At 55.4% G+C, this 15,184-nt stretch carries 13 protein-coding genes; 11 read left to right on the top strand and 2 right to left on the bottom strand.

The genetic code is table 11. The annotated features are described in order from the left end of the window. The first annotated feature begins 109 nt into the window (after positions 1–109). The 8 genes from ABLU78_RS10360 to ABLU78_RS10325 all read left to right on the top strand — a co-directional run bounded on the left by ABLU78_RS10360 (position 110) and on the right by ABLU78_RS10325 (position 8,420). The gene (locus tag ABLU78_RS10360; RefSeq protein WP_015367786.1) at positions 110–1,045 is read left to right on the top strand and encodes a D-ribose ABC transporter substrate-binding protein; all 936 of its coding nucleotides are present in this window, start codon (positions 110–112) and stop codon (positions 1,043–1,045) included. Between the two features lie 43 nt (positions 1,046–1,088). Beyond that, the gene (locus ABLU78_RS10355) at positions 1,089–1,709 is read left to right on the top strand and encodes a DUF2291 domain-containing protein (protein WP_032707598.1); all 621 of its coding nucleotides are present in this window, start codon (positions 1,089–1,091) and stop codon (positions 1,707–1,709) included. Position 1,710: 1 nt separating this feature from the next. Beyond that, positions 1,711–3,255, top strand: a complete 1,545-nt coding sequence (locus tag ABLU78_RS10350; RefSeq protein ID WP_032712825.1) for a sugar ABC transporter ATP-binding protein — start codon at positions 1,711–1,713, stop codon at positions 3,253–3,255. Positions 3,256–3,272: 17 nt separating this feature from the next. Next, complete coding sequence (locus tag ABLU78_RS10345) at positions 3,273–4,340, top strand: ABC transporter permease (RefSeq protein ID WP_015367789.1); 1,068 nt, start codon at positions 3,273–3,275, stop codon at positions 4,338–4,340. 62 nt (positions 4,341–4,402) lie between these two features. After that, positions 4,403–5,200, top strand: a complete 798-nt coding sequence (locus ABLU78_RS10340; RefSeq protein ID WP_015704698.1) for an SDR family oxidoreductase — start codon at positions 4,403–4,405, stop codon at positions 5,198–5,200. Between the two features lie 88 nt (positions 5,201–5,288). After that, positions 5,289–6,074, top strand: coding sequence for an SDR family oxidoreductase (locus ABLU78_RS10335; protein WP_015367791.1), 786 nt, complete (start codon positions 5,289–5,291; stop codon positions 6,072–6,074). Between the two features lie 307 nt (positions 6,075–6,381). Next, a complete protein-coding gene (locus ABLU78_RS10330) occupies positions 6,382–7,362 on the top strand; it encodes a DUF1852 domain-containing protein (protein WP_015367792.1) in 981 nt (326 codons plus the stop codon). 26 nt (positions 7,363–7,388) lie between these two features. Continuing rightward, positions 7,389–8,420, top strand: a complete 1,032-nt coding sequence (locus ABLU78_RS10325; protein ID WP_015704695.1) for a methionine synthase — start codon at positions 7,389–7,391, stop codon at positions 8,418–8,420. Between the two features lie 79 nt (positions 8,421–8,499). On the opposite strand, the gene ABLU78_RS10320 is transcribed toward ABLU78_RS10325, so the two are convergent. Next, positions 8,500–8,865, bottom strand: coding sequence for a hypothetical protein (locus tag ABLU78_RS10320; RefSeq protein ID WP_048228506.1), 366 nt, complete (start codon positions 8,863–8,865; stop codon positions 8,500–8,502). Positions 8,866–9,180: 315 nt separating this feature from the next. Continuing rightward, on the bottom strand, positions 9,181–11,214 hold the full coding sequence (betT, locus tag ABLU78_RS10315) for a choline BCCT transporter BetT (RefSeq protein WP_015704693.1): 2,034 nt from the start codon (positions 11,212–11,214) through the stop codon (positions 9,181–9,183). 128 nt (positions 11,215–11,342) lie between these two features. On the opposite strand from betT, the gene betI reads away from it, so the two are divergent. Genes betI through betA form a run of 3 tightly spaced genes read left to right on the top strand, consistent with a single transcriptional unit; the run spans position 11,343 to position 15,099 of the window. Beyond that, positions 11,343–11,936, top strand: coding sequence for a transcriptional regulator BetI (gene betI, locus ABLU78_RS10310; RefSeq protein ID WP_015367796.1), 594 nt, complete (start codon positions 11,343–11,345; stop codon positions 11,934–11,936). An 11-nt stretch (positions 11,937–11,947) separates the two neighbouring features. Then, positions 11,948–13,420 carry a betaine-aldehyde dehydrogenase gene (betB, locus tag ABLU78_RS10305; RefSeq protein WP_048228505.1) on the top strand — a complete coding sequence of 491 codons (1,473 nt, stop codon included), beginning with the start codon at positions 11,948–11,950 and terminating at the stop codon, positions 13,418–13,420. Between the two features lie 14 nt (positions 13,421–13,434). Further along, positions 13,435–15,099 carry a choline dehydrogenase gene (gene betA / locus ABLU78_RS10300; protein ID WP_015367798.1) on the top strand — a complete coding sequence of 555 codons (1,665 nt, stop codon included), beginning with the start codon at positions 13,435–13,437 and terminating at the stop codon, positions 15,097–15,099. The last annotated feature ends 85 nt before the right edge of the window (positions 15,100–15,184 follow it).

Raw genomic sequence — 15,184 nt, 5'->3', positions numbered from 1 at the left:
CATAACGATGTATCGCACCCCCGAATTTATTCTGGGGAAATTTCAGACCGTAAAATCCTGCCCGCTCAGGGGCTCATTTGTTCGAATATAAAAATATAGGAACAGAGTCATGAAATTACGTTTAACTCTTTTAACCGCTGCGACCCTGACTGCCTTTTCCTTTGCCGCGCATAGCGCCGAAAAAGGCACCATTATGATAATGGTTAACTCGCTGGATAACCCTTATTACGCCTCGGAAGCCAAAGGCGCCAGCGAAAAAGCGCAAGCCCTCGGCTATAAAACGACCGTGCTCTCGCATGGCGAAGATGTCAAAAAGCAAAATGAGCTGATTGATACCGCCATTGGTAAAAAGGTGCAGGGGATTATTCTCGATAACGCCGACTCCACCGCCAGCGTCGCCGCCATTGAAAAAGCCAAAAAAGCGGGCATTCCGGTGGTATTAATTAACCGTGAAATTCCGGTTGATGATGTCGCGCTGGAACAAATTACCCATAATAACTTCCAGGCAGGTTCAGAAGTCGCCAACGTATTTGTTGAGAAAATGGCGGAAAAAGGCAAATACGCCGAACTGACCTGCAACCTCGCCGATAATAACTGCGTCACCCGTTCTAAATCCTTCCACCAGGTGATTGACCAGTACCCGGATATGGTCAGCGTGGCAAAACAGGATGCCAAAGGCACCCTGATCGACGGCAAACGCATAATGGATAGCATTCTCCAGGCTCACCCGGATGTCAAAGGGGTGATCTGCGGTAACGGCCCGGTGGCCCTTGGCGCCATCGCGGCGCTAAAAGCGGCCAATCGTAACGATGTGATCGTCGTCGGTATCGACGGTAGCAACGATGAACGCGATGCGGTGAAGGCCGGTACGCTACAGGCGACCGTGATGCTCCAGGCGCAGGCCATCGCCGCCCAGGGCGTTACCGATCTGGATAACTACCTGCAAAAAGGCGAGAAGCCGGCGAAGCAGCGCGTGATGTTCCGCGGCATTCTGATTACCCAGGATAACGCAGATAAAGTTCAGGACTTCAACATCAAGTCCTGAGTTCGGGTGGTTGCGCCCCTGCGGGGGCGCAGAGGAGAGCATTATGTACAAGAAAACCTGTCTCGCGCTTGCCGTTCTGGCGCTTGGCGGCTGCCGCATCGTCTCGCAGCAGGAGCTGGCAGACCTGAAATCCCCGCCCAATCCGCATATGGCGAACATCGATAAAACCTGGCAGCAGAGCATCGTGCCGCAGGTGGTCGCCAACGCCCGCCCGGCGGCGGAGTTGATGAGCGCGCTGAAGGCGCAAAAAGATATCGATAGCGCCTGCAAAGCGCTGGGCTACCGCGCCCAGGACGAAAACCCGTGCATCTTTTACGTTAAGGTGACAGGCGCCGTCAGCAAGCTGGATAGCGCCTCGCGTAGCGGCAAAATGACCCTCGCCGATGGCAGCATCGGTAATGTGATGGTGCAGATTGGCCCTACCCTGCGCGGCACCCTGCTGCGCGACGGTTACCGCGACGCCAGCTACCAGGACTTTAACGACCAGGTGCTGTTTGGCGAATACAGCAAAAATATTAACAGTCAGGCGGTCAAGATGATTCAGGCGGCCAACCTGAAAACCGGCGACAACGTAGAAGTGTATGGCGTTTTCTCGGCCTGGGATATTCCACAAACTATTCCGGAAATCACCCCGGCGAAAATCGTTCATCCGGGAGGTCAATAATATGACGCCGCAAGATATCGTCGCTCCCCAACCAGTCGAATCTGAAGTGATTATCGAAACCCGCGGCCTTTCGCGCATTTATCCCGGCGTGACCGCGCTGGATAACGTGAATTACCGGGTCTATCGAAATAAGGTTAACGTTCTGATCGGAGAAAATGGTGCGGGTAAATCCACCATGATGAAAATGCTTGCCGGCGTTGAAACGCCCTCCTCCGGTCAAATTATTCTCGATGGCGAGGCGGTGACTTTAAACTCTACCCATCAGGCAGAGAAACTCGGCATCAGCATTATTTTCCAGGAACTGAATTTATTCCCCAATATGAATGTGATGGACAACATATTCATGGCTAATGAATTCTTTCAGAAAGGACGCATCAACGAGAAATATCAATATGCGTTAGCTAAATCGCTACTGGAGCGGCTGGAGCTCGACGTCGATCCCTACACGCAGCTGGGCGAACTGGGGATTGGCCATCAGCAGTTGGTTGAAATCGCCCGTGCGCTATCAAAAGACACCCGCGTGCTGATTATGGATGAACCCACCTCGGCGCTGAGCCAGTCCGAGGTCAAAGTGCTGTTTAAGGTCATCGAGCAGCTTAAGCGCCGCGGCGTCACCATTATCTATATTTCGCATCGCCTCGAAGAGCTGATGGAGATTGGCGACAATATCACCATTTTCCGCGACGGTCGCTTTATCAGCGAACGCAACGTCAGCGACGCCAGCGTGCCGTGGATCATTGAGCAGATGGTCGGCGATAAGAAAAAGCACTTTGATTATCAGCCCGCGCCAAAAGGCAACGCGGTGCTTGACGTTAAGGGGCTGACCGCGCTGCATCCGAGCGGCGGCTACAAACTCAATGATGTCACCTTTACCCTCAGCAAAGGCGAAGTGATCGGCATTTACGGCCTGCTGGGCGCCGGGCGCACCGAGCTGTTTAAAGGGCTGGTTGGCTTGATGCCCTGCCAGAACGGCGAGGTACATCTTAACGGCGAAAGCATCGGCAAATCTCGCTTTCAACACCGCCTGAAAAAGGGCCTGGCGCTGGTGCCGGAAGACCGTCAGGGCGAAGGCGTGGTGCAGATGATGTCAATTCAATCCAACATGACGCTCTCTGATTTTAGCCTGCAGGGTTTTCGCCGCGCCTGGCGGTGGCTGAATCCGCAGAAAGAAGAGTCCTGCGTAAAAGAGATGATTCAGCAATTGGCTATCAAGGTGAGCGACGCCAATTTGCCCATCACCTCGCTGAGCGGCGGCAATCAACAAAAAGTGGTGCTGGGTAAGGCGCTGATGACCCAGCCGCAGGTGGTCTTCCTTGACGAACCGACGCGCGGTATCGACGTCGGCGCAAAAACCGATGTCTATCACCTGATCGGCAAAATGGCCCAGCAGGGGCTGGCGGTTATGTTCTCCTCTTCGGAGCTGGATGAAGTGATGGCGCTGGCCGACCGCATCCTGGTGATGGCCGATGGCCGCATTACCGCCGATTTACCGCGCCATGCGGTGACCCGCGAAAAGTTAATCGCGGCTTCAACACCTCAAGATTAATCAGGCTGGAATCCATCATGAACCAGAAATATATGATTTATATGTACCTGCTGAAGGCCAGAACCTTCATCGCCCTGCTGCTGGTGATCGCATTCTTCAGCGTGATGGTACCGAACTTCCTGACCGCCTCTAACCTGCTGATCATGACCCAGCACGTGGCGATTACCGGCCTGTTGGCCATCGGTATGACGCTGGTGATCCTCACCGGCGGCATTGACCTGTCCGTCGGCGCGGTGGCGGGTATCTGCGGGATGGTCGCGGGCGCGTTGCTGACCAACGGGCTACCGCTATGGAACGGCGACATCATCTTCTTTAACGTCCCGGAAGTGATCCTTTGCGTCGCGGTCTTCGGCGTGCTGGTGGGGCTGGTTAACGGCGCGGTGATTACCCGCTTCGGCGTCGCGCCGTTTATCTGCACCTTAGGGATGATGTACGTCGCCCGCGGCTCCGCGCTGCTGTTTAACAACGGCAGCACCTACCCGAACCTCAACGGCATGGAAGCTCTGGGCAATACCGGTTTCGCCACGCTGGGCTCCGGTACGCTGCTTGGCGTTTATCTGCCGATCTGGTTGATGATCGGCTTCCTGGTATTGGGCTACTGGCTGACGACCAAAACGCCGCTTGGTCGCTACATCTACGCTATTGGCGGCAACGAATCCGCCGCTCGCCTCGCCGGCGTACCGATCGTCAAAGCCAAAATTTTCGTCTACGCCTTCTCCGGCCTGTGCGCCGCCTTCGTCGGCTTGATCGTCGCCTCTCAGCTACAAACCGCCCACCCGATGACCGGCAACATGTTTGAGATGGACGCCATCGGCGCCACCGTGCTCGGCGGAACCGCGCTGGCAGGAGGCCGCGGCCGGGTGACCGGCTCGATTATCGGCGCCTTCGTGATCGTCTTCCTTGCCGACGGCATGGTGATGATGGGCGTTAGCGACTTCTGGCAGATGGTCATTAAGGGCCTGGTGATCGTCACCGCCGTTGTCGTCGACCAGTTCCAGCAGAAGCTGCAGAACAAAGTCATCCTGATGCGCCGCCATGAAGAGAAGCTGGCCGCCATCCCGCCGAACGGCGCCACCTCCAGCTAATCGGCAACCGTATACACGTATTCCGCCGGGCCTGGCGCCCGGCTTATCGAAAGGGAAAAAATATGCAACGAGATTTCCATAATAAAACGGTGGTTATCACCGGCGCCTGCCGCGGTATCGGCGCAGGTATTGCGGAGCGCTTTGCCCGCGACGGCGCTAATCTGGTGATGGTCTCCAACGCCGAGCGCGTTCACGAGACCGCCGAAACCCTGCGTCAGCGCTATCAGGCGGATATTTTATCGCTGCAGGCCGATGTGACCGACGAAGCCCAGGTACAGTCGCTGTATGAGCAGGCCGCCGCGCGCTTCGGCACCATTGACGTCTCCATTCAGAACGCCGGGGTGATCACCATCGATTACTACGATCGGATGCCAAAAGCCGATTTTGAAAAAGTGCTCGCGGTTAACACCACCGGCGTGTGGCTGTGCTGCCGCGAGGCCGCTAAATATATGGTGAAACAGAACCACGGCAGCCTGATTAACACCTCTTCAGGCCAGGGGCGTCAGGGCTTTATCTACACGCCGCACTACGCCGCCAGCAAAATGGGCGTGATCGGTATTACCCAAAGCCTGGCCCACGAACTGGCGCCGTGGAACATCACCGTCAACGCCTTCTGCCCCGGCATTATTGAGAGCGAAATGTGGGATTACAACGATCGCGTGTGGGGAGAAATTCTCAGCACCGAGCAAAAGCGTTACGGCAAGGGCGAACTGATGGCGGAATGGGTCGAAGGGATCCCGATGAAGCGCGCCGGTAAGCCGGAAGACGTAGCCGGGCTGGTGGCCTTCCTCGCCTCCGATGATGCACGTTACCTCACCGGGCAGACCATCAATATCGATGGCGGTTTGATTATGTCCTGAACGCGGTAGCCCGGATAAGGCGCTACGCGCCGCCATCCGGGAAACCGGGCTTCCGACGTTCGACACTATATTGAAGAGAGTAATCACTATGATCGGCAAAGACTTTGCACAGCAGCTGTTTAACCTGCAGGAGCGCGTCGCTTTCGTGACCGGCGCCGGCAGCGGCATCGGCCAAACCATCGCCTGCGCGCTCGCCAGCGCCGGCGCGCGGGTGGTCTGTTTTGATCTTCGCGACGACGGCGGGCTGGCGGAAACGGTCAGCCATGTTGAATCCATCGGCGGCCAGGCCTGTTCTTATACCGGCGATGTCCGCCAGCTTGCCGACCTGCGCGCCGCCGTTGCGCTGGCCAAAAGCCGTTATGGCCGCCTCGATATCGCCGTTAACGCCGCCGGTATCGCCAACGCCAATCCGGCCCTGGAGATGGAAAGCGAGCAGTGGCAGCGGGTTATCGACATCAACCTCACCGGCGTATGGAACTCCTGCAAAGCAGAAGCGGAATTGATGCAGGAGTCCGGCGGTGGGTCGATTATCAATATCGCCTCGATGTCGGGGATTATTGTTAACCGTGGCCTCGATCAGGCGCATTACAACTGTTCGAAAGCCGGCGTTATTCATCTGTCGAAAAGCCTGGCCATGGAGTGGGTTGATAAAGGGATCCGCGTCAACGCCATCAGCCCCGGCTATACCGCCACGCCGATGAATACCCGCCCGGAGATGGTGCATCAGACCCGCGAGTTTGAAAGCCAGACCCCGATGCAGCGCATGGCGAAGGTAGAAGAGATGGCCGGCCCGGCGCTGTTCCTCGCCAGCGACGCCGCCTCATTCTGCACCGGCGTGGATCTGGTGGTCGACGGTGGGTTTGTCTGCTGGTAAAACCGGTCTTGCCCCGGCTAACGATGCATAAGCCGGGGCGTTTTCTTTCCGCACGCACCTCTCCCGGCGCTATTTTCTTAAACCATCTTGCACATCTATGCAGAGCACATGATGGATCATGAAGATGGCTCATGCAGTATTGAAATTAACTCTCTTTCACTCATTCAATGACTCTGGCAAAAATAGTCTTCAGCAACTGCAGACAATATGAATGCTACTGAATAATAAATCCAGATAAATCGCAAGGTCATTCTGGGAATGTGAAATACCTGCATTTTTATATCAGAACCCAGGGTGGAAAGAGACGATGACAGACTTTACCTTTACGATTAAACGTAGTCGTTTTGATGAACACTATAACCCGGCGGAAAATACGCGTATTACCACCAATTTTGCCAACCTGGCGCGGGGCGAAAACCGTCAGCAGAACCTGCGCAATGCGCTGGCAATGATTGATAATCGCTTTAATAACCTGGTGCAGTGGGACAACCCGAACGGCGACCGCTACTCCGTCGAGCTCGATATCATCTCGGTCGAAATGAATATTAGCGATAACGGCCAGAATGCGGCATTCCCGGTGATTGAGATTCTGCAAACCAATATTATTGATAAAGCCACCAACGCGCGAATCGAAGGTATTGTTGGGAATAACTTCTCCTCTTATGTGCGCGATTATGATTTTAGCGTATTACTGCCGGAATATAATAAAGATAAAGCAACATTCAGCGTGCCGGAAAATTATGGCGTTCTGCATGGCAATATTTTCAAACATTTCATACGCTCTGCCGAATACCATGAATGTTTTAAAAAGTCGCCGGTCATCTGCCTAAGCGTATCCAATAAGCATACCTACCGCCGGACCGGCAATCAGCACCCTATTCTCGGCGTCGAGTACCAGCAGGATGGCGTGGCGCTGACCGAGGCCTATTTCAATAAGATGGGCCTGCAGGTGCGTTACTTTATGCCGGCCAATAGCGTAGCGCCGCTGGCCTTCTTCTGCGCGGGCGATCTGCTCAGCGATTACAGCAACCTTGAGCTTGCCAGCACTATTAGCACGATGGAGACGTTCCAGAAGATTTATCGCCCGGAAATTTATAACGCTAACTCCGCGGCCGGGCAGTGCTATCAGCCGAACCTGAATAATCAGGATCATTCGTTGACCCGGATTGTTTATGACCGCGAAGAGCGCAGCCGCCTGGCGATTGAACAGGGCAAATTTACCGAACAACAGTTTATTAAGCCGTACCAGCATATTCTTGAGCAATGGTCAGCTCATTACGCTCTCTAAATCATAAAAAAATAAAGGTCACCTGTATGAAAACATTGCTCCCGACATCCACCGCAGGCAGTTTACCGAAACCGACCTGGCTGGCGCAGCCCGAGACGCTGTGGTCACCGTGGAAATTACAGAATGAAGAGTTAGTATTAGGAAAGCGCGATGCGCTGCGTTTATCGCTCGACGATCAGCTGCGCGCAGGCATTGATATCGTCAGCGATGGCGAGCAGACGCGTCAGCACTTTGTCACCACTTTTATTGAACATCTCAGCGGCGTCGATTTTGAGAAACGGCAAACGGTGAGAATTCGCAACCGCTATGACGCCAGCGTGCCGACCGTTGTCAGCGCCGTCGAGCGCCAGCAGCCGGTGTTTGTGGAAGATGCGAAATACCTGCGTCAACTCACCAACAAACCGATTAAATGGGCCCTGCCTGGGCCAATGACGATGATCGATACGCTGTATGACAATCACTATAAAAGCCGTGAAAAGCTGGCCTGGGAATTTGCCAAAATTCTCAACCAGGAAGCCCGGGAATTAGAAGCCGCCGGGGTTGATATTATTCAGTTCGATGAACCTGCGTTTAACGTCTTCTTTGATGAAGTCAATGACTGGGGGATCGCCGCGCTGGAAAGAGCCGTTGAGGGGCTGAAATGCGAAACCGCCGTGCATATCTGCTATGGCTACGGTATTAAGGCCAATACCGACTGGAAAAAAACGCTCGGCTCCGAGTGGCGCCAGTATGAAGAGGCGTTCCCGAAACTCCAGACCTCCTCTATCGATATTATTTCGCTGGAGTGCCACAACTCGCGCGTACCGATGGACCTGCTGGAGCTCATCCGCGGCAAGAAAGTGATGGTCGGAGCAATCGATGTGGCGACCAACGCCGTTGAGACGCCAGAAGAGGTGGCCAGCACGCTACGCAAAGCCCTGCAGTTCGTTGACGCCGACAAGCTCTATCCATCAACCAACTGCGGCATGGCGCCGTTATCGCGTCAGGTCGCCGGCGGTAAGCTACATGCGCTAAGCGCCGGGGCGGAAATTATTCGCCGGGAGCTGGCGGCGAAATAGTTATCGGCTATTTATTGTCTCTGATACTACAACAGGAGCCGGGCCTACCTGGCTGCTGTTATTCCCTTCACAAAGGTTATCATCTCTGTCTTAACTCCTGATGATAATAATCTAACTGACTGAACTTAGGATTAGCCCGGTAGTAGATCACGGGTACCTCTTTTCCCACATAAACCTTAGCGCGATCCACCGTATTAATAGTCATAAACTGATTGGCCTTGCTATAAATTTCACCTTCGGCACTAAAGTTATACGTTAATACAATACTCACCTCACCACGATCGTTTGGCGTTTTAGGGTAGTAAGTCACGATACTGGCGCGGGTCGCTACAGGATCCCTTTTGATCATCCAGTAGAGGAAAAAACCTCTGGAAAAACAGAAGACAACCGCGGCCATCATCGCATAGAAGGGCCCCCAAATAATGATCCCTGAATATTTTTCCATTATATTTCTCATGTACTGATTGTTATTGTTAATAGTGCGATTTATACGAATTTAAAACGTGATATCGTTGTCGTCCCTGGAAGCAATCCTGCAGGACTCATTATTTCATTTCATTATTTGCAAATAACGATATTTAAGCGTAGATACTCCCCCCCATGACTATATGACAACCAGTAATAACACAAATAAAACAATTTAATTAAGCACAAATAGTACATTAAATGGCTACTTAATAATTAAAGCTGTAAATTGACAATGTACTAGATTGCAAAAAAAGGGCGTCATTTATTACATGACGCCCAGGTAAAAGCGGGTTTACATTCCAGGGAAGGTGACGCTATTCCCCGGCGCTTCCCTGTGTAGATGAATAAAGTTCAGGTGTCGCTCGTACTGGTCGAGAATATCGGTGATCACCTGCTCTTTGCTGTAATCCATCAGGTCATTGCCCTGGCTCCCCTCCAGCAGGAAAGTCTCAAGACGGTAGTAGGTCGATTTGCCGCTGCGCGCCCGGTAGGTAAAACCAGGAATCGAGTACTGCTGCGGCCAAATCTGGTAGACGAAGTTTTGTTCGTCGCCCATATGCACCAGCAGATCGAGGTGACCAAGGTTATCGCCCTCTTCCGGCGGCAGGCTTTTCAGCTCAACGTAAGCGCCGCGCAGCTTCAACTCCTGCGCCACCTCTTCCATCGCCGGGAAGCATACCGTCTCCATCATCTGGCGGGTATAGCGCGTGCCAGGATAGTTCATTAAGCGTGACAAGCGCTTTTTCCAGCTCAGACGATCCTGCACGCCCAGCGGGCGCGGCGCAGTGTCGCGATTGGCGCTTTCGCGGCGATAATCTTCCACCTTCAATGACTTATATAACCCCGCCATCACGAAGAAAATCACAAAGCTGAACGGTAGCCCCATGATCACCGTCGCGTTCTGTAGCGCGGAAATGCCGTTAGTCATCAGCATACCGAGGGTCAACAGGCCAATCACCACCGACCAGAAGATGCGCAGCCAGTTCGGCGCATCGCTATTAATATCCTTCAGCTTCGAAGTGAAGTTGCCGAGCACCAGCGCGCCGGAGTCCGCTGAGGTGACGTAAAACAGCAGGCCGGTAATGGTGGCGACCGAGGCGCTAAAGGTAAACGCCGGATACTGCGCCAGCAGGTTATAGAAACCGCGCTCCGGGTGAGCGATGGCTTCGGCGGCAAAATCCGCATTGCCGTGAATAATTTCATACAGCGCGCTATTGCCGAATACCGACAGCCACAGCAGGGTGAAAGTGAACGGAATAATCAGCGTACCGACCACAAACTGGCGAATGGTGCGCCCGCGCGAAATACGCGCCAGGAACAAGCCGACAAACGGCGACCACGCCACCCACCAGGCCCAGAAGAATAGCGTCCAGTTATTCATCCATTCAACCGGGCGGTCGAAGGCGAAGCTGTTTAGCGTCATTCCCATAAAGCGATTGACGTAATCCCCGACGTTCAATACCAGCGCATTGAGCAGGAACTCGGTATCGCCCATAAACAGAATGAATAAGATCAGCCCCAGCGCCAGTACCACGTTGAGCTCGGAAAGGATGCGAATGCCCTTATCCACGCCGGAGGTCACCGAAATGGTGGCGATAATCACCGACAATACAATCAGCGCCGCCTTTGCTCCCAGGGAATCAGGAATATGGAACAGCACGCTCAGACCGTAATTGAGCTGCACCACGCCGATACCGAGGGTAGTGGCGATGCCGAAAATCGTACCGATCACCGCGGCGATATCGACGCTGTGGCCGATGGGGCCATTAATCTTTTTCCCGAAGATAGGATAGAGCGCGGAGCGGATGGTGAGCGGCAAATTATAACGATAGCTAAAGTATCCCAGCGCCATTCCCATCAGGGCGTACATCGACCAGCCGGTGAGGCCGTAGTGGAATAGCGTCCACACCATCGCCTGGCGCGCCGCTTCCATGGTCTGCCCCGCCCCTTCCGGCGGCTGCATATACTGCGTGACCGGTTCGGCGACCGAGAAGAACATCAGGTCGATACCGATACCGGCGGCAAACAGCATCGCCGCCCAGCTCAGCACGCTGAACTCCGGCTTCGAGTGTTCCGGCCCCAGCTTCACCGAACCAAAGCGCGAACAGGCAATACAGACGACGAACACGATATACAGCGTGGCGGCGAGTAAATAATACCAGCCAAATGTCTTAGAAACCCAGTTCAGGGTACGGCCAATCCAGGCCGCGGAAAAATCGCTGAAGAAGATAGTCATCAGGGAAAACAACAAAATCAGTCCTGCGGAAGTGTAAAAAACCACCGGATTGATTTTGTCCTTTTCTCTGCTCGGCGAAAGGTCTGTCATCCATTCTCCTTACATTTATTGCAACTATTAAAAAGCAAATCGGCAACAATTAAGACACATTTTATATTGAACGTCCAATCAAAAACCGCTTTAATAGATAAACAAATCTGATGAATGGAGTCCGGGAAATGCCAAAACTGGGGATGCAATCGATACGTCAGCGGCAGCTGATCGACGCCACGCTGGCGGCGATTAATGAGGTCGGCATGCATGACGCCACCATCGCGCAGATCGCCCGCCGGGCGGGCGTATCGACGGGCATCATCAGCCACTATTTCAAGGATAAAAACGGACTGCTGGAAGCGACGATGCGCGACATCACCGGCCAGCTACGCCATGCGGTGTTACAGCGGCTGCGGGCGCTACCCGGCGCCAGCGCTGAACGGCGTCTGCGGGCCATCGTCGCCGGCAATTTCGATGACAGCCAGATAAGCGGCGCGGCGATGAAGGCGTGGCTCGCCTTCTGGGCCAGCAGTATGCATCAGCCGATGCTCTATCGCCTGCAGCAGGTCAGCAGTAAGCGTTTGTTGTCGAACATCGTGTATGAGTTTCAGCGTCAGCTACCCCGCGAGCAGGCGCAGGAAGCGGGTTACGGCCTGGCGGCGCTGATCGACGGCCTGTGGCTGCGGGCGGCGTTAAGCGGTAAACCGCTCGACAAAACGCGTGCCGAAACTCTCGCCGACCATTTTATCAGTCAGTATCTGCCACCGACTTCGCAATAATGGAGGAAACCATGTCCCGAATGGCCGAACAGCAGCTTTATATTCACGGCAAGTTTGTCGCCGCCACCAGCGATAAAACTTTCGAGACCATCAACCCTGCCACTGGGGAAGTGCTGGCAACCGTCCAGGCCGCCGGGCGTGAAGACGTCGACCGCGCGGTAAAAAGCGCCCAACAGGGGCAAAAAGTGTGGGCGGCGATGAGCGCGATGGCGCGCTCGCGGATCCTGCGTAAAGCGGTTGATATTCTGCGCGAACGTAACGATGAGCTGGCGCGTCTGGAGACGCTTGATACCGGCAAACCGCTGAGCGAAACCGCCGCCGTCGATATCGTAACCGGCGCCGATGTGCTGGAGTACTACGCCGGATTGATCCCGGCGCTGGAAGGCAGCCAGATCCCGCTGCGCGACAGTTCTTTTGTTTACACCCGCCGCGAGCCGCTTGGCGTAGTCGCCGGTATTGGCGCCTGGAACTACCCGATCCAGATAGCGCTGTGGAAATCGGCCCCGGCGCTGGCCGCCGGTAACGCGATGATCTTTAAACCGAGCGAAGTCACTCCGCTCACCGCGCTGAAGCTGGCGGAAATCTACCGCGAAGCGGGTCTACCGGAAGGGGTCTTCAACGTCCTGCCGGGAATCGGCGCCGAAACCGGCCAGTACCTGACCGAGCATCCGGGTATCGCCAAAATCTCCTTCACCGGCGGTGTCGCCAGCGGCAAAAAAGTCATGGCCAACTCCGCCGCCTCTTCTTTAAAAGAGGTGACCATGGAGTTGGGCGGTAAATCACCGCTGATTATCGCGGAAGATGCCAACCTCGACCTCGCCGCCGATATCGCCATGATGGCCAATTTCTACAGCTCCGGTCAGGTCTGCACCAACGGCACCCGCGTGTTTGTGCCCGCGAAGTTTAAAGCCGAATTTGAACACAAGATCCTGGAGCGCGTGGGCCGTATCCGCGCCGGAGACCTGTTTGCCGACGATACCAATTTCGGCCCGCTGGTCAGCTTCCCGCATCGCCAGAATGTCCTGCGCTATATCGAGAGCGGCAAAAGCGAAGGCGCTCGCCTGCTGTGCGGCGGCGATGTGCTGAAAGGCGAAGGCTTCGATAATGGCGCATGGGTCGCTCCGACGGTCTTCACCGACTGCACCGACGACATGACTATCGTGCGCGAAGAGATCTTCGGACCGGTGATGTCGATTCTCAGCTATGACGACGAAGCGGAAGTGATTCGCCGCGCCAACGCCACCGAGTACGGCCTTGCCGCTGGCGTCGTCACGCCGGATCTGAACCGCGCTCACCGCATCATCCACCAGTTGGAAGCGGGCATTTGCTGGATCAACAGCTGGGGCGAATCGCCGGCGGAAATGCCGGTCGGCGGCTATAAGCACTCCGGCATTGGCCGAGAAAACGGCGTGATGACGCTACAAAGCTACACCCAGGTGAAATCCATCCAGGTTGAGATGGGTCAGTTTCAATCCATATTTTAACCAGGAGGTCATTTTTGCAGTTTGACTACATCATTATTGGCGCCGGCTCCGCCGGCAACGTCCTCGCGACGCGTTTAACGGAAGATCCCAACACCACCGTCCTGCTGCTGGAAGCGGGCGGTCCGGACTATCGTTTTGACTTCCGTACCCAGATGCCCGCCGCGCTGGCTTTCCCGCTACAGGGCAAACGCTATAACTGGGCCTATGAGACCGAACCGGAACCCTATATGAACAACCGCCGCATGGAGTGCGGACGCGGTAAAGGGCTCGGCGGCTCCTCGCTGATTAACGGCATGTGTTATATCCGCGGCAACGCCATGGACCTTGATAACTGGGCCGCCGCGCCGGGGCTGGAACACTGGAGCTACCTGGACTGCCTGCCCTATTACCGGAAAGCGGAAACCCGCGACATCGGCCCTAACGACTATCACGGCGGCGACGGCCCGGTGAGCGTCGCTACGCCGAAACAGAATAATAACCCGCTGTTTCATGCAATGGTGGAAGCCGGCGTGCAGGCGGGCTATCCGCGTACTGACGATCTCAACGGTTATCAGCAGGAAGGGTTTGGCCCGATGGACCGCACCGTGACGCCGCAGGGACGCCGTGCCAGCACCGCCCGCGGCTATCTCGATCAGGCCCGCAGCCGCGCGAACCTGACCATCCGTACCCATGCCATGACCGATCACATTATTTTTGACGGCAAACGCGCCGTTGGCGTCGAGTGGCTGGAAGGCGACAGCAGCGCGCCGTCGAAAGCAATGGCCAATAAAGAAGTGCTGCTCTGCGCCGGCGCCATCGCCTCGCCGCAGATTCTGCAGCGTTCCGGGGTCGGCAATCCGGAACTCCTGCGCCAGTTTGATATTCCGCTGGTCCACGCCCTGCCCGGCGTCGGTGAAAATCTGCAGGACCATCTTGAGATGTACCTGCAGTACGAGTGCAAAGAGCCGGTATCGCTGTACCCGGCGCTACAATGGTGGAATCAGCCGAAAATCGGCGCGGAATGGCTGTTCGGCGGCACCGGGATCGGCGCCAGCAACCAGTTTGAAGCGGGCGGATTTATTCGCAGCCGCGAGGAATTCGCCTGGCCGAATATTCAGTACCACTTCCTGCCGGTGGCGATTAACTACAATGGATCCAATGCGGTTAAAGAGCATGGTTTCCAGTGCCACGTTGGCTCGATGCGTTCACCAAGCCGCGGTCACGTGCGTCTGAAATCGCGCGACCCGCATGCCCATCCGGCAATCCTGTTCAACTATATGTCGAGCGACCAGGACTGGCAGGAGTTCCGCGACGCCATCCGTATTACCCGCGAAATCATGAACCAGCCGGCGCTGGATAAATATCGCGGGCGCGAAATCAGCCCTGGCGTTGAGTGCCAGAGCGATGCGGAGTTAGATGAGTTTGTGCGTAATCACGCCGAGACCGCGTTCCACCCGTGCGGCACCTGTAAGATGGGGTACGACGACATGGCGGTGGTCGACGGCGAAGGCCGCGTCCACGGCATGGAAGGGTTGAGAGTCGTCGACGCGTCGATTATGCCGCAGATTATTACCGGCAACCTGAACGCCACCACTATCATGATTGGCGAGAAGATGGCCGATGCCATTCGCGGGCGTCAGCCGTTACCGCGCAGCACCGCGGCCTACTATGTCGCCGGCGACGCGCCGGTTCGCCGCTAAACGAGCAGATCCCCGGATTGCGCTGCGCTTATCCGGGCTACCAAATAGCACAACTCTGTAGCCCCGGTAAGCGACAGCGCCACCG

The sequence above is a fragment of the Klebsiella sp. JN_Kp122 genome (genome assembly GCF_040062085.1).
Lineage (GTDB): Bacteria > Pseudomonadota > Gammaproteobacteria > Enterobacterales > Enterobacteriaceae > Klebsiella > Klebsiella aerogenes.
This window is presented reverse-complemented; position numbering and strand designations above follow the sequence as displayed.

What these genes read in the sequence shown, in the direction of transcription:
- ABLU78_RS10360 (WP_015367786.1), top strand. Translation starts at nt 110, where the DNA reads ATGAAATTACGTTTAACTCTTTTAACCGCTGCGACCCTGACTGCCTTT.
- betT (WP_015704693.1), bottom strand. Translation starts at nt 11,214, where the DNA reads ATGACAGACCTTTCGCCGAGCAGAGAAAAGGACAAAATCAATCCGGTG.
- ABLU78_RS10350 (WP_032712825.1), top strand. Translation starts at nt 1,711, where the DNA reads ATGACGCCGCAAGATATCGTCGCTCCCCAACCAGTCGAATCTGAAGTG.
- ABLU78_RS10330 (WP_015367792.1), top strand. Translation starts at nt 6,382, where the DNA reads ATGACAGACTTTACCTTTACGATTAAACGTAGTCGTTTTGATGAACAC.
- ABLU78_RS10345 (WP_015367789.1), top strand. Translation starts at nt 3,273, where the DNA reads ATGAACCAGAAATATATGATTTATATGTACCTGCTGAAGGCCAGAACC.
- ABLU78_RS10335 (WP_015367791.1), top strand. Translation starts at nt 5,289, where the DNA reads ATGATCGGCAAAGACTTTGCACAGCAGCTGTTTAACCTGCAGGAGCGC.
- ABLU78_RS10325 (WP_015704695.1), top strand. Translation starts at nt 7,389, where the DNA reads ATGAAAACATTGCTCCCGACATCCACCGCAGGCAGTTTACCGAAACCG.
- ABLU78_RS10340 (WP_015704698.1), top strand. Translation starts at nt 4,403, where the DNA reads ATGCAACGAGATTTCCATAATAAAACGGTGGTTATCACCGGCGCCTGC.
- ABLU78_RS10355 (WP_032707598.1), top strand. Translation starts at nt 1,089, where the DNA reads ATGTACAAGAAAACCTGTCTCGCGCTTGCCGTTCTGGCGCTTGGCGGC.
- betI (WP_015367796.1), top strand. Translation starts at nt 11,343, where the DNA reads ATGCCAAAACTGGGGATGCAATCGATACGTCAGCGGCAGCTGATCGAC.
- ABLU78_RS10320 (WP_048228506.1), bottom strand. Translation starts at nt 8,865, where the DNA reads ATGGAAAAATATTCAGGGATCATTATTTGGGGGCCCTTCTATGCGATG.
- betB (WP_048228505.1), top strand. Translation starts at nt 11,948, where the DNA reads ATGTCCCGAATGGCCGAACAGCAGCTTTATATTCACGGCAAGTTTGTC.